Genomic DNA, 15,867 nt, shown 5'->3' with positions numbered 1-15,867 from the left:
TATCAATTTTTGAATAAAAAAACGAACGAGTTAATAAAACATTATGAAAAATTTCAAGGTTTTTTCGCGTTCATATTGTTATCCCAAAGTATAATTTTTAACACGTTAAAAAAGTCAATAGTGCGGTAACAATTATTACGTCATATTCGTAGAGGCGCACCGCAGTGCGTCTTCACGAGAAACTCCGCAATCTTATATCCAGAACGAAGGCTTACGGTGAATAGGACACGGATTAAACGGATTCTCTTTGCGAAGACGCGGATAAAACGGATTTTTTTCTCTTTTTGTCATTCCGACGAAGGGGGAATCTCATCAATATTGTCAGACTGAGCGATCCTGATCCCGAAACTTCAGGAAGGGAGAAGTCCCGTAACTATATGTAACCCAAAATTACCCATAACTTTTTTGATTGATGATTAAACCGGTGCTAATTCCCCGTGTTTAATTGGTATCTTTGCAGTCCTAAATGTTCAAATTATGATTTTCGAAAAAACTTTTGCCCACGCAGAATGGTGGCGGTATTGGAAACAACCGCAACGCTTTGAACAGCGTAGGACACCTAAAATGCGTGGGTTTTATATTTTCCTAAATGTTCAAACTATGAGTACAAACACCCTTACAAAAGAAACCCAATTGCGGTTAACCGATTTCTTCAACAAATCAATCGACCCGATAAGTATGGCAAAAACAATTAGACAAGTAAATTACATACTTGCTCTAAGCCTAATGCGAGAATCCGAAACACTGAAATTCGAGAAAACAAGCCTTGAAAATGGTTTTTATTGGTTGAATGAATTAGCAGAAACTTTAAATCCTTATTTGGATGCTGAATAGTTAAAATAGAAAAAGCCACTACAAAGTGGCTTTTTAAGTTTTCAATATTTACTGTGAAAGAATTCTGAATGTACGAAAATGACAATTTTCAGTTTTTTAAAGGTAAAGTCTGGTTTGCCAAAAACTTTTTTGTTGTTTTTTCTATATCTATAACCAAGATTCCATAATCCTTTTGCTAAAGTTACTTCGGCTTTTGTTGCCGTGCTTTTGATGGCACGCATGTTTTTGGAACGTTGTTCTGGATTATGGACATCCATTTTAAATAAATATTTTAGGTATAAAATCTTTAATTAAATTATGAAGTAAATCTTTTTTCTTGTCTTCTTTATGAATTGCAATTAGTAAAGTATTTTCTCTTATTTTTATTACTTTACCATTTAATAGCCTAAAATTTTCATTTACAAATTCACTTAAATTTTCTTCTCGAAAATCTTTTTCATAAAATTTAAACTCGCAATCACTAGGAGAATTAAAATATTTCAAAAACTCTTCTCTAAAATAATTTTTAGTACCAATTCTAAAAGCATCTATTTTGTCTGTATTTATACTTGTATAAGATTTCAAAACAAATAGAAAATTAATTCTGTACTGCAAAACAAATAAAGTATCTCTATCAAAGATCCTATCTTCAAAATGAGATGATTTTTTTACTATTTGAAATTTTTTTAGAATTGGGTTGTCAAAATTGCTTTTATCAGTCAAATGCCCATAAATAAAAAAATTTGGGGAAATATTATATCCCTCAGTTATATCATCACGATAGCGAATATCATCATATGGCTTCTTTTTATTTAATAAATCTATATTAAACTGAATTACATTTTTTGCGTATGTAAATTGTTTGTACGTAGATAATTTTCCTGCTAAAGAATCTGATTTATAATATTTAGAATCTCCTATATAAAAGATATTATCTGTGTCAATAATCGATTTGTAATCAAAAATATGATCAATTATTTTACCATCATTATTGTTTTTTAATTTTTCAATTGAAATTTTATTAATTGATTTGTCATATGTTTTGTCTGTAAAAAGTTTGTCAATCATATCTTCAAAAACTATATTATAGTTTCTAACAGAAATAAATTCTTCATTTTTTCTTTTTGGACTGCTTAAATCTGTTTTGTCGAAATATAATTCACATAACTGATATATTCTTTTTAAAGTATCAGCAAAGTATCGATGTTTGATTTTCCTGAGTTTAGCAAGTCCTGTTCTTTGCAATTTCTCAAATTGACTTCCAGTTATAAGTTTGTAGCTTTTATCTATACTAACAGGTAAATCATGTTCCGTTTTGAAGTGATTAAGAATTGAGAAAAAATAACTCAATAATTCTTCTTCATCATTTACTTTTTTCTGTTTATTCCTAATATCAATATAAAGAGGAGAATTATTTGAAATAAGTATAGGTAATGATGTTCTGATTGTTTTATCCCATTTGGCTTTTTTAGCCTGATTCGAAATGAATTCTATATGATGATAAAGAATTGTGTTTTTGTTTTTTTTGTAAAAATTCACAAAACTTAAAATTAAATCTAAATAAGAGTATTCTTTTAGACCTAAATTCGAATTTAGTTCAAAGCTTTGACTAGTTTCAACTATTAGTGTATTTCTGTGGCGATTTCTAAATTCTGCTAAACTATTATAGAAATAAATTAAAAGCTGCCTTACCCAAACATAATCCGCATCATGTTTAATAGATGCTTTTAAATCTAAATCAAATAATTGTTGAGGAGATAATTTAAAAGCTTTTCTGCCTTTAATAAAAACTTTCGGAAGGATATATATTAATTCATTTTTAATGAACGAATGATAGTAGCCCACACAATTTATTGTTCCAAACATTTCTTCTTGAATAAAGAATTTTGGATCATCAAAGACTTTTGTTAAAGAGTCTAAATTGTATTTTTCTCCTTCAATTAATATTTTCATTCTATTGGCTCTTCTGTATTTTCATTTTTTTTTCTTTTGTCAGTTATTTCAATGTTTAATATTTTTGGAGATAATAATTTAATTAAATTATCTTTTCCATTAGAATTTATCGGGAAAAAATTCTCATATGAAATATTTCTTTCAATTAATGAAAAAATTGACTCATCTTCATCTTTAAAAACATCTATCCATAAATAGAAAATAGCTTTATTAATGAATTCATCTAATGAAATTTCTATGTTGTCGGGTTTGATGAAATAATTACCAATGCATTTGTCAGATCCTAAATTACGATTAAATGTGATTTTTTTATTTACATTTATTATGAAATCAATCCATTTAAATGATAGATTATCATCTATTTTTACAATGTAATCATAAGAATTGTTTTTTGTCGCTTCACTTGTTTCAGTAGCGTCGTCGTTAAATTCTTTATCATTTATAGGTATGTATTCCCAATCCCATCTTCTTTTAAATGCACTATCCATAGGGAAAAGCGATTGATCGGAAGTATTCATAGAAGCAAGGATGTGAAGATTTGAAGGTAATCTCATTTTTCCTCCCTCAATTCCTTTTGTGCCAACCAATAAAAGTTCAAGATGCTCTTTTAACTCTTTCGAAGGAGATATAGAATAGTCGCTCTTTCGATCTAATAACTGAAATAAATCACCAAAAATTTCTGCACAATTTCCCCTATTTATTTCTTCAATAGCTAAAAAGTAATCTTTGGATTGATTTTTCCATGCTTTAACATATATATTAGTAAATACCTGAGGTACGAACTTATAGGTAATTTCTAGCTTTCCATTTTCTTCGTTTACCTCTGAAGTTGGTCTATATCCTCCCACGAAGCACGAATAATCATATTCTGGATGAAAAGTTATTCTTTCTTTCTCATCGTCTAAATAATTTTTAAGAATATTTTCTATTTTATGCGATTTTCCTGTTCCTGGCGCACCGTAATAGATTTTTTGCAAAATATTTCTATTAAGTTTCGTTTTTTGAAATAATGAATATTTATCATCTTGTTTTTTTGCTTCAAAGGAGCCTTTTGAGAAATCAGCAACAAAATTTTTGAAATTATTAAAGGATAAGTTACCATTATCTACATCGCCCCACTGAGTTGAAAAATAAGAATATGGATAATCTTGTAAATTTAAATTTTCAGGAAAAAAGCGTTGAGTATTTTGATTTCCAGAACTTAAACTTTCTCTAGTTTGCTCCTGATCGAAAGAGCCAATCAAATTACCTGATCCAAAATAAGGTTTCATTTTTAAACCCACATATTCCGTTTCGTTAATTTGTGAATTTTTCTCAATAGTATTTTTTAAAATTTCATTTGACCCAAATTGATTCAGGAGGAATTTAAATGCACTGAAAGCAAATTGTTTTAAATCTTTTTCAGAAACAACAATTGCACTAGTTTCTGTTGTGTTTATTTCATCTATAGGCTTTTGTTTTGGAGTATATAATTCAGCTAACAGTTCAAGTTCATGGATTGTTTTTTTTAAAGACTCTTTATTTAGATTTATTTTATTATCTGAATATTTACTGACATCATAATTATTGCTCCAGCAAATTAGTTTACTAATTGTTGTAAAAAGAGGCTTTGTTTGAACTGTAGCCATAGCGTTTGCTGCTGAATCCTTAAAATTTGCAGCAGATAAATCACGCCATTTTTTTTCATCGTAATTTGAATTGTTTTTAAATTTATCCAAATTGGCTAGTATATCTTTTACTATTGATATTACAGAATCTAAACCTAAAGTAAAAGATTTACCACTAGTATTGCCAAAAGTGACGTATCCTCCTCTTTTCGCTAAAGTAGCTTCAAATTTCGAGTTTTGTTTTATAGTTTTAAAATATTCAGATAAATCTATTGGTTTCATAAAAGTTGTCTTTTAATTTCATTAAAAATAGTTTGTATAACGGGAACTGAAACACTATTTCCAAATTGCTTGTAAGCTTGATTATCTGATACTGGAATAATAAACCTTTCAGGATATCCCTGAAGATTCGCTGCTTCTCTAGGTGTTAATTTTCTTGGATTTGCATCTTTTTGTTCAATCAAAATTTCGCTACCATCTTTGTAATATCTAGCAGATATTGTGCTTGTATAATTAGAATCCATATTGAAAGAAGAAAAGCCAAAACCATTTCCTTTTTCGGCATGCTCTTTTCTTCTTCTAATATGGCCCGCATAAAGTTTATCTGAAATCGTATATTTTGAATCGGCATTATTGGATAGTATATCTCCAACTTTTGTTTTTCTAACTTTTGTCAAATTTTTTAAGTCAAAGATCATATTATTATCTTCATCAATCCCCAAAGGAAATTTGAATTCTCTTTTAATATCTTTAAGCCATGCCACAATAAAAATACGCTCTCTGTTTTGAGGTAACCCAAAATTTTTAGAGTTCAATACTTCCTTTTCAACATTATACCCTAAATCCTCAAAGGTTCTTATAATAGTTTTTAAAGTGTTTCCTTTATCATGGTTTTTTAAACCTTTTACATTTTCAAGAAAAATTACTTTTATTGGTTTTTTATTTTCAATTCTTCTATTGATTATATCAGCAACATCAAAAAATAAGGTTCCTCTAGTATCTTCAAATCCTTTTTTTAAACCCGCATGCGAAAATGGCTGACAAGGAAATCCTCCACACAAAACATCAAATTCTTTAGGGATATACATTTTTGTGCTTTCTTTAGTAATATCGCCGAAAGGTGTCTCTCCAAAGTTTGCACGATAAGTTATTTGTGAAAACTTATCCCATTCACTTGTAAATATGCACTTTCCTCCTGCATTTTGTAATGCAATTCTAAAACCTCCAATTCCTGCAAAAAGATCTATAAATTTAAAAGTGTAGTTTTCTGGTGTGGGAAAAGGTACATTTTCAACTTCAAATAATAGTTGTTGCAATGCAACCTCAGCAACAAGATTTAACTTCTCCTCCTCATTTTTATATTCAACAATTTCATTTAAATATTTTATTGCTTCTTTTTCGTAATGCTTCTTTACTCCATTATGATAATTATGTAGATAATGCGTTACAACAGCTTTTTTATTTCCCTCTTGTTCTACAGTTCTTATTTTAAACTTTTTTCCATCAAATTCTTCAATTGATATTTGCTCTTTCATTTTCATTTCTTAAATTCATTATTGTTAAAAAAAGTTCCAAAATCAGTATCAAGAGCAATAATTATTTTCTCTAAAATCTTAACTGTTACATTCCTTTTTCCTGTTTCTACTTTTGTCATGTAGGTTCTATCTACTTCAGCAAGGTTAGCCAATGCTTCTTGCGAGATTTCTTTTCTCTTTCTCAATTCTCGAATTCGGTCGCCAATTTTAATATTGATATCCATTAATTTGTATTATTGAAGTGAAACAAAACTATCTAAATGTTGCTTTTTGTGCAACGGCATAAGAGTCACTTTTCATCAAAAAATGACGCTAATAATTGTAAATTTTAAAACAAAAAAAACGCCAATCTCTCGATTGGCGTTTAAGTCATTTTACAAGAATGACAATACTATATTAAAGCTAAAATCCTACTTATTCGAATCATTCTTCTTCCCCCATTTAATCTTAATTTTTCCGCCATCATCAACAGCTAATAAGTGCAACACGATTCCTCTTTCGCGAACAGCATCCCGTTCGGCTTTGGTGGCTAGTTTTACATCATTTTTGGAATTTCGGAGTGGGATCGTCAAAGCTAGATTCGTATCATTTCCGAGGGAGTAAACTCCATCAACATCGAAATTCAAAACACTTGAACTTACTTTTAAGTTATTGACATTTACATTTTGCCCTTTCAAAATAAGGCTTCCAGACAAATCGCTGAATGTAATATTATTCACATCACGAAACGGAAATGCAAATTTTCCAATTTTTACAATCGGCTCAAAGTTTATCAATGCACCATTATTGACTTTAAAGTTAATATTTCCAGTTGCCGATTTTGGAATCAAGTCTCCTTTGGAATCAATCACTCCAGCAACACTTGCTTTGGTGGTTAGTTTTCCTTTTATGTCTTTGGCATCGAATGATTTTATATTAAAATTATTGAACGAAGTTAGAAACCTTGAAATATCCACATTATTTACCTGAGCATCAGATTGGAAATTATACCTGTTTCCCGTTGGATTCAATGTAGCCGAGAAAGCAATTGTCCCTCCCGCCGTTTGCAAAAACCCATTTTGAACCGTTACATTAGAGTTTGTTAATCGTACAGTAGCTTTTGCATTTGTCGCTGCTAATTTGGCATAAACAAGCTTATCCATATTAAGCTGCAAAACTACTTGGCACTTATTTATAACCGTATGGAGCTGATCTGAAAAACTCTGGCGACTCGCAGTTTTTTTACTCGTTTGTTTGCTTTTTTGCGATGTGGCAATTACACCCAAGAATTGTTTTATATCAATACTTGGACTATAAATATTCCAATCTATCAGCATTTTTTCGGGAGCATCGTAGTACAGATTCAGAAAATTATCGATTCTTCCTTCTACAAAAATGGTATTGTGACGATCCTTAAATGCAAACTTCTTGATTAAAAGTGCCTGCTCGGTAAAATCCAGCTGGATATCTGTTTTTTCGAAAGTAAGTCCCTTTGGAACATAACTCAAACTGGTATTTTTAACTTCAACGTTCCCTATAAATTTGGGTTTTCGGAAATATAAATCGACTATATCACACTCAAATTTAAAATTGACTTTGGCTTGACCACTTGAAAAACGCATTAAATCGGCATTAATAATTCTATTAAGATTAGTAACATCAAAATTGGCATTTAAAGTTCCTGTTGCAACTGGTTTATCCAAATTAAGAATCATTGCATCTGGAATTAGAAAAGGAATTTTATTGTAAGCTCCTTTAAATCCATGTATTATCACTGCCGAATTTTCATCGTTACAACCTAACTCATCCTTGAATGTATTTGTAAATTTTCCGTTAAAAGTACAGTCAGAAATTAATCCGTCGGGAATATGCAATTCGTTGTCCTTAACTTCGGCAACTACATTAATTTTGGGATCTCCTTCGGCGTTTAAATCTCCATCGATCGTACAAGTTACACCGATTGGGTCTTTTAAATCATACCACTTAAGCTTGGAACTAATATTATTGGCGAGCAAATAGGTAGCATTCTTCCAGAGGATTCTTGTTTTTATTTCGATTCCAAAATTAGAACTCGTCTTACCTACATCAAAATAAGATTTAACATCAAATTTATCTCCTCCTATTTCGAGTCCGTCAACATTTGCAGTGATTTTATTTTTGTCGGTATTATAAGTAACTGCAATAATTCCTCTGATTCGTTTGTCTTTGGCAAAACTTCCTTTCAAGCTATTAAAAGCCATACTTTTTACATTGGTATCTACAAAAAGATTGGTGCTCCAATCGCTTCCATCATAATCGATATTGGCTTTTAAAGCTGCAACTTCAAAATCGAACAGTTTATTTCGTGGTTTATTTTCGGAAATAAAATGCACATTGGTCATGTCAATTTCATCTACCAACGTAGTTTTACTCTTGTCTTTTTTATCTTTATTGGACTTTTTCCTAAAAATATCCGAATTTGTTATTCCGTTTGGTCCTTTATAGAAATCGACTGTAGCATCATTGATTTCGATTTTATGAAAGTCGATTTTATCAGATATTAAACTCAAAATATTTAATCGTACTTCTATTTCCTTTGCCGTAAGAAATGTTTGTTTATGCAATGCCCACAAACTATCTTTTAGTTCGACATCTGTTAATGCTAAAGTAAGATTGGGAAATCCTGTTAGGAATTTATACTGGATGTCTCCAATATGGATTGTTCCACTAATATTATCATTTATCTTATTGTTTATCTTTAGAACGATTTTATCTTTATTGTGGTTAAAATAATACGCCAATCCTCCCGATGCAAGTAGCAATAATGCGATAAGACCTAAGATGAAAAACCCAATGCGCTTTGCATATTTTTTAAAATGACTTGTTTGTACAAAGTATTTTATTTTATCAATAATTTGTTTCATAGGAAGTAATTTTAAAATGGGAATATTAAAGATACTCTAAAAACATAAGAAATAGCAGTGTTTTTATACAGAAAAATGCCTTTATAGAAAACAAGTCCTACAAAGGCATTATATTATTACTCGTTGTTTATTATTTTTTTTAACACATAGAAACTTAGTTTTTGTACCCTCTAAAAAGGCGTTTCACTTATCTATAACACACATAGCTAGCTATGTGAAAGAAATGTATTTCCTTTTTTGTTCTTTTTTCACACAGACAACCTATGTTTCTATGTGTTAAATGAAATTTTATAAATTGTACCTACCACTCTACAGCTCTAGCCCTGATGGGAACGACATCCTTTTTATAAGGTTTTTTTGCCTTATAAAAAGATATAGTGGACAGCAGGAGATTGCTACTAAAAACTAAAACACTATTACTTAACGAGATGTGCTTGTCTAAATTCTTTCAAGACTTCATCGATAACCCAAGTTGTTCTTGCTGCCGAAACACCATTGGACGGGCAACCTGGGGTACCAAGCAATTCCTGTACGACGCTTTCAATAAACGGTTGCTGAATGTGCAGTGGATTTTCTATAGGAAAACTTTCTATTTTTCCCTCTTTATCTTCGAGTAATATTGGATCATTGCCGAAGGTTGAAAAGGAAATTTTGCCTTTATCACCTACAATTTCTACAATATCATGGCGTCTGTGACTTCCGAAATTCCACAATCCTGTGCCGTGGATTCCGTTTTCGAATAGGAACGACATCGAAACACTATCCTCGGCTGGATATGCCATAAGTTGCGAAGTGGCATGACCACGAACCGACTTAATGGGTCCGAAAACAAAATCTAGAAAATCTAGTGTATGACAAGCTAAATCGACAAATATTCCACCACCGGAAAGATGTGGCAAAACAGTCCAAGGCAAGTTAATTTCGTCGTCGTATCTTGCTTCAAATGGATGATATAAAACACAGTTTACGTGTCTTGGCATTCCGATGATTCCGTTATCGATTAATTCTTTTATTTTTAAGAAACGTGGCAAACATCTTCTATAATATGCTACAAATAAAGGCACATTATGTTCTTTGCAGGCGCTTATCATTTCGTTGCATTCTTCGAAGTTTAGCGCCATTGGTTTTTCGACATAAACAGGTTTTCCGGCTTTGGCGCATAACAAGGCATATTCTTTGTGCGAAGATGGCGGCGTTGCAATATAAACTGCATCTACGTTTGGATCGTTTATTAAATCAACAGCATTCGAATACCATTTAGGTACATTATGGCGTTTGGCATAATCCTCTGCCAAGGCAGCATCTCTGCGCATTACAGCTACTAATGCTGAGTTTTTTGCTTTTTGAAATCCAGGTCCGCTTTTAACTTCGGTTACGTTGCCACAGCCTATAATTCCCCATCTTACAATTTTCATTTTTTTGGTTTTTAGTTGTTCCAAATTTAGCTTAAACTACATAAAAGTTAGCCACTGATTTTAAACTTTGTGCTCTTTGAAGGAAATTTTCTTGCCACAGATTAAAGGATTAAATGGATTTAAAAACTTTGCATCCTTTGCGAACTCTGCGTTTATTTCTTTGCTACAAACCACAATCTTGTCACCCTGACGTAGGAAGGGTCTCATCAAGTAGCTCGACAAAGATTATGGTCCTTCGACTCCGCTCAGGATGACAAAATTGAGGAGAAGCTTTGCGTCCTTTGTGTAAATCCTTGCGAACTCTGCGGTTAATTTTGTTTCGAACTTTGCGGTTAAATTTAATCCTAAAAAAACAGGCTTCTCTAAATTAGAAAAGCCTGTTTTAAATATTTAAGTCTTACTTTTTAGGTAATGTTTTAAATCCCATATTGTACAATGTAAATGCCTGAATATCGACATTTTCCTGAATTGTAGCTGCTACAGATTTTCCTGCTCCATGTCCTGCTTTTACATCGATACGAATTAAAACCGGATTGTCTCCTGTTTGTTTTTCTTGTAATTCGGCTGCAAATTTAAAACTATGTGCCGGCACTACTCTATCATCATGATCTCCTGTAGTTACCATTGTTGCTGGGTAGTGAACTCCTTTTTTTACATTATGAACCGGAGAATATGCTTTGATGTATTCGAACATTTCTTTGCTATCCTGAGCTGTTCCGTAATCGAATGCCCAACCCGCTCCTGCTGTAAATGCATTGTAACGCAACATATCCATAACTCCTACTGCCGGCAAAGCAACTTTCATTAATTCCGGACGTTGTGTCATTGTTGCTCCTACTAATAAACCTCCATTTGAACCTCCACGAATTGCTAAGAAATCTGAAGATGTATATTTTTGAGCGATTAAATATTCGGCGGCTGCGATGAAATCATCAAATACGTTTTGCTTTTGCATTTTAGTTCCTGCATCATGCCATTTTTTACCATATTCACCTCCGCCACGAAGATTTGGTACTGCAAAAACTCCTCCGTTTTCCATCCATACAGCGTTGGCAATACTAAATGCTGGCGTTAAGCTTATATTAAACCCTCCGTAACCATATAACATAGTTGGATTTTTACCGTTTAATTTCAATCCTTTTTTATAAGTAATAATCATTGGTACTTTTGTCCCATCTTTGGAAGTATAAAATACTTGTTTAGATTCGTAATCAGCACTTTTAAAATCAACTTTAGGTTGCTGATAGATTTCTGATTTTCCAGATTTAACATCAAATGAATAAATAGTTCCTGGAGTTGTGTAATTTGTAAATGAATAATACACTACTTTTTCGTCTTTTTCTCCGCTAAAACCACCTGCTGTTCCTACTGCCGGAAGTTTTATTTCGCGAACTAATTTTCCTGTATAATCATATTGTTTTACTACAGATACTGCATCTTTCATATAATTTGCAAAGAAATAACCTCCACCAGTTGATGGCGAAAGTACATTCTCGGTTTCGGCGATAAAGTTTTTCCAGTTTTCTGGTTTTGGATTGCTTATATCAGCAGTTACAATACGTCTGTTTGGTGCGTTTAAGTCGGTTACGATAAATAATTTTGTTCCTTCATTTTCGATAACACTATTATCACTATTAAAGTTATCTACTACAGTAATAATCGGACTATTCTCTTTGGTTAAATCTTTAATATACAACTCATTTCCGTAAGTAGAATTAGCCGCTGTAATTACCAAATATTTCATATCATCGGTTACAGTACCTCCTACATATCTTCTTTTTTGGTCTAAGCCAAAGACAACTTTATCCTCTTTTTGAGGAGTCCCTAATTTATGGAAATACAATTTATGCTGATCTGTCTTAGCAGATAATTCACTTCCTTTTGGTTTATCATAACTAGAATAGTAAAATCCTTCTTTTCCTTTCCATGAAATTCCGCTAAATTTCACATCTACCAAAGTATCTTCTAATACTTTATGAGTTTCGGCATCCATGATAATTACCTTTCTCCAATCGCTTCCTCCCTCCGAAATCGAATAGGCTACAATAGAACCATCTTTGGTAAAATCTAATCCTCCCAGAGAAGTTGTTCCATCCTTAGAGAATGTATTTGGATCAAGGAAAACTTCATCTTTTCCGTTTTCTCCTTTTTTATAGAATACAGATTGATTTTGTAATCCGTTGTTTTTAGAATAATATGTAGATTTTCCTTTTACAAAAGGCGCACTTATTTTCTCATAGTTCCATAATTTTTCCATTCGTTTTTTTAGCTCTTCACGAAAAGGAATTTGGTCCAAATAGGCATATGTAACTTTATTTTCTGCTTTAACCCAAGCAGCAGTTTCTGCCGATTTATCATCTTCAAGCCAACGATATGGATCGTTTACTTTAGTATCAAAATAAATGTCAACGGTTTCTCCTTTTTTTGTCTCAGGATATTTTATTGCATTTGTTTTTCCGCTTTGTCCAAACGCGACAGTTGTAGCAGTTATAGCCATTAGAATACTAATTTTTTTCATTGTTATAATATTACTGTTTCAAACAAAAATAGTTATTTTTTCACTCTTATTGATATAAAAAACGCCAACGATATAGTTGGCGTTTTTAGATGTGTTCCTTAAAACTTATTATCTTATAAATTGAAGTTAACCCCTAGAACTATGTTTCTTCCAATATTAGGAATCCCATCAGTTTTTAATCGGGATAAGTGTGCAATATACTTTTTATCGAATAAGTTATTTCCGTTTATATTAAGGTCAAAAGCCGTTTTACCGAATTTTACTTTTCCTCCAAATCCTAAGTTAACCAGAGTATATCCTTTGGAAGCAGTTTCAAAACCACTCACATTATCCTGATTAAAAGTAGAGCTCACATTTAAAGTTGCAAATCCTTCCTGAAACCAATTATTGATTTTAAACTCTGTTCTTATCGTATTATTCCAATTGTTTGCTGGAATTAATGGTAAGTAATCTCCATTTTGTTTTTTCCCAGTTACGGGTTCAAAGCTAGTTTCAAAATGCAACCAATCTAAAGGATGTGGATGAAAATGCAATCCGATTTCTCCTCCATACAAATTGGCATTATCCTGAATATAGGCAAAAACATCATTATTATCCAGAACCTCTCCTGTAGGCGAAGTATAGATATAATTGTTTACATGGTTATAGAATCCGTTTACGAAAAACTCAAAATGGCTGTTTTTATATTCTAAGTTTAAATCTGTTTGTACGTTTTGTTCTGTTTTTAAAGCACTATTACCTATTTCATAACGATTTGTTCCTTCATGAACCCCATTGGATGTAAGCTCTGCCAAGTTTGGCGCTCTAAACCCTGAAGCTACATTTAAACGCATTGTTAAATCGTCGGCTAGATTGGTTTTATACCCCAATGATGCATTAAAACTATCAAACGATCTGTCCAATGCTTGAAAATAACCTTCTTCACCTTCGATTCCATGTGCAATCGAAGTTACATTGCGGTTATCAAAACGCAAACCTGCTTGCAATACATTACTTTTCCACTCGTAATTTGCCGTTCCAAAAACACCAAAATCATTTGTTGTTGCATCCGGAATTAAATATTCTTCTCCCGAATTTTTATTCGTTTGGTGCATTCCCTGAACTCCAACAATAGTTTCTATTTTACCCATTTTAGGCAAATGGTACTTTACATTGTAATTAAAAGTTTTCAGTTTCATATGTAATGAAGCTTCATTACTATCTTCGAACTCACTTCTATCATTTGTGATATAACCTAAATCAACATCTAATTTTGAATTCTGAAAAAAGAAAACATTATTCAAACTCAACAAATGATTAAAAACACCTTGTCTTGGAAATTCCGTATTCTTACTTGTTGTTTGCTCTCCAAAACCTTCTTCGGGAATTCCTAAATCCAGTTTATTATAATTGTAACGTAAAACACTCGAGAAGCTAGAATTACTATATCCTATTCCGGTTTTAAAATCGGTCTCATTATATCTTGTATTTGTTACACGTTCACTATCACCAGCTTTATAATCGGAGTGTGAGTTGAAACTTCCGCGGGCTAAGAACTTCCAGTTTTCTGTAGATGTTTTTAATCCGATAGAAGAATTACTTCCTAGTGTGTTGGTAAAATACTTCTGACTGAAATTAGCCTTAAAATCTCCTGCATCGGCAAATTTTTCTGGGTTAAAATACAAAACTCCTCCCAAAGCATCAGATCCATATAATAAAGATGCTGGACCTTTTATAACCTCAACACTTTCGATTCCGGCATCATTTAATCCTAAACCATGTTCATCTCCAAATTGCTGATTTTCCAATCGAACTCCTTGTGAATAGACCAAAACACGATTCCCACTTAATCCTCGAATTACTGGTTTCCCGATAGAAGTTCCTGTAGATATTTGAGAAACCCCAGGAATCGTCGCCAATCCTTCTATCAATGTCGAAGTCCCTTTTTGTTGCAATGATTTGATAGTTTCATGCTCTACTTTCATTACGTTTTGCGATTGTAATTTGCTAAAAGCTGTGGAGACAATTACCTCATCCATTTCAAAAGCGGCTTGTGTAAGTAAAACATCAAGCGTGTTTTGTTTTAATACTTTATCGATATTTTTATTCTGGGTTGTATATCCCACATATGTAAAAGATAAACGCAATCCCCCTTTTGGAAGATTATTCAGTGTGTATTTTCCGTTTTCATCCGTGGTAGTTCCTTTATGCAATTCTGGCGCATAAACCGAAACTCCCGGAACTGGTTGGTTTTGCAAATCGGTTACGGTTCCAGAAACAGTATTTTGGGCATTAATCAAGCCCGAAAACCCTAAAATAAGGGCTATTATAATTTTTTTCATTGAAAATGATGCTATAGTTAGATAAATTCTTCTTTTAAAAACAATTCAAAGACAATGTATAAATATGCTCAATAACACCGATAACAATCAGAATTAGTAAACCATTTTCACAACTTGAATTCTTTAAACAAAGATTTTGTTTGATTTTTCATAAAATCAAAACTGTATAAATATGTTGTTTCCGAAAATATCAGAATACAGATAATATTAAACTACAGGCGGGCCTCGGAGGGAATATAAACTTCCAGAAAAAGAAATAGAAATTTCCGAAAATGTAAAGAAATAAGGAATTTCTTCATGAAAAGTAGGTAACTGAAAAGTGAATTTTTCAGGTGTAATATAGGTGCTTAAAGCAAAATGACAAATGTAACAATAATCGAAATTATGATGCTGATGCGTTATTTCGGTATTTGTTACGTTATATTCGTGATGGCATTGTTTTACTGAAAATTCCTGTACAATATGCTCATAACTATGAAATGACTGAAACAGCATTGAGAACAATACTGTCATCGTCAAAGAAATACTTAATATGAGCTGCTTCTTTTTCATGCTTTGCAAAGGTATAAAAAACATATAAGCGAAATGAAATCTACAGGAGTTTCATTAAAAAACTATAATTAAAGATAAAAAATTAACCGGAAATATTTTTAACCGCAAAGATGGCAAGGTTTTGAAATCTATTTAATCCTTTAATCTGTGGCAAAAAAAATTAACCGCAAAGAACACAAAGGTTTACGCAAAGGTCGCAAAGCTTCTCCTCAATTTTGTCATCCTGAGCGGAGTCGAAGGACCATAATCTTTGTCGAGCTACTTGATGAGA

General features: G+C 32.1%; 11 protein-coding genes. 1 reads left to right on the top strand and 10 read right to left on the bottom strand.

What is annotated here, in order from left to right:
• The first annotated feature begins 600 nt into the window (after positions 1-600).
• The gene (locus tag OIU83_RS20350) at positions 601-834 is read left to right on the top strand and encodes a hypothetical protein (protein ID WP_264208103.1); all 234 of its coding nucleotides are present in this window, start codon (positions 601-603) and stop codon (positions 832-834) included.
• 41 nt (positions 835-875) lie between these two features.
• On the opposite strand, the gene OIU83_RS20345 is transcribed toward OIU83_RS20350, so the two are convergent.
• The 10 genes from OIU83_RS20345 to OIU83_RS20300 all read right to left on the bottom strand — a co-directional run bounded on the left by OIU83_RS20345 (position 876) and on the right by OIU83_RS20300 (position 15,596).
• Positions 876-1,091: a very short patch repair endonuclease gene (locus OIU83_RS20345; RefSeq protein WP_264208102.1), complete on the bottom strand. Its 216-nt coding sequence runs from the start codon at positions 1,089-1,091 to the stop codon at positions 876-878.
• 1 nt (position 1,092) lies between these two features.
• On the bottom strand, positions 1,093-2,766 hold the full coding sequence (locus OIU83_RS20340) for a hypothetical protein (protein ID WP_264208101.1): 1,674 nt from the start codon (positions 2,764-2,766) through the stop codon (positions 1,093-1,095).
• The gene (locus tag OIU83_RS20335; protein ID WP_264208100.1) at positions 2,763-4,655 is read right to left on the bottom strand and encodes an McrB family protein; all 1,893 of its coding nucleotides are present in this window, start codon (positions 4,653-4,655) and stop codon (positions 2,763-2,765) included. Before OIU83_RS20335 ends, OIU83_RS20340 begins: the two co-directional genes overlap by 4 nt.
• On the bottom strand, positions 4,652-5,908 hold the full coding sequence (gene dcm / locus OIU83_RS20330) for a DNA cytosine methyltransferase (protein WP_264208099.1): 1,257 nt from the start codon (positions 5,906-5,908) through the stop codon (positions 4,652-4,654). The genes OIU83_RS20335 and dcm overlap by 4 nt, the downstream gene beginning before the upstream one ends.
• Before the next feature lie 2 nt (positions 5,909-5,910).
• Complete coding sequence (locus OIU83_RS20325) at positions 5,911-6,132, bottom strand: helix-turn-helix domain-containing protein (protein WP_264208098.1); 222 nt, start codon at positions 6,130-6,132, stop codon at positions 5,911-5,913.
• Between the two features lie 186 nt (positions 6,133-6,318).
• Positions 6,319-8,790 (bottom strand): AsmA family protein, encoded by a 2,472-nt coding sequence (locus tag OIU83_RS20320; RefSeq protein ID WP_264208097.1) that lies wholly within the window; start codon positions 8,788-8,790, stop codon positions 6,319-6,321.
• A gap of 416 nt (positions 8,791-9,206) precedes the next feature.
• Positions 9,207-10,205, bottom strand: a complete 999-nt coding sequence (locus OIU83_RS20315; protein ID WP_264208096.1) for a Gfo/Idh/MocA family protein — start codon at positions 10,203-10,205, stop codon at positions 9,207-9,209.
• Positions 10,206-10,602: 397 nt separating this feature from the next.
• Positions 10,603-12,702, bottom strand: a complete 2,100-nt coding sequence (locus OIU83_RS20310; protein WP_404827720.1) for a prolyl oligopeptidase family serine peptidase — start codon at positions 12,700-12,702, stop codon at positions 10,603-10,605.
• A gap of 134 nt (positions 12,703-12,836) precedes the next feature.
• Positions 12,837-15,044: a TonB-dependent receptor gene (locus OIU83_RS20305; RefSeq protein WP_264208094.1), complete on the bottom strand. Its 2,208-nt coding sequence runs from the start codon at positions 15,042-15,044 to the stop codon at positions 12,837-12,839.
• Positions 15,045-15,251: 207 nt separating this feature from the next.
• Positions 15,252-15,596, bottom strand: a complete 345-nt coding sequence (locus OIU83_RS20300; RefSeq protein ID WP_264208093.1) for a hypothetical protein — start codon at positions 15,594-15,596, stop codon at positions 15,252-15,254.
• Positions 15,597-15,867 lie beyond the last annotated feature (271 nt).

The organism is Flavobacterium shii (genome assembly GCF_025847235.1).
Taxonomy (GTDB): domain Bacteria; phylum Bacteroidota; class Bacteroidia; order Flavobacteriales; family Flavobacteriaceae; genus Flavobacterium; species Flavobacterium shii.
The sequence above is the reverse complement of the archived record's forward strand: the minus strand, read 5'-3'. Positions and strand labels throughout refer to the sequence as shown.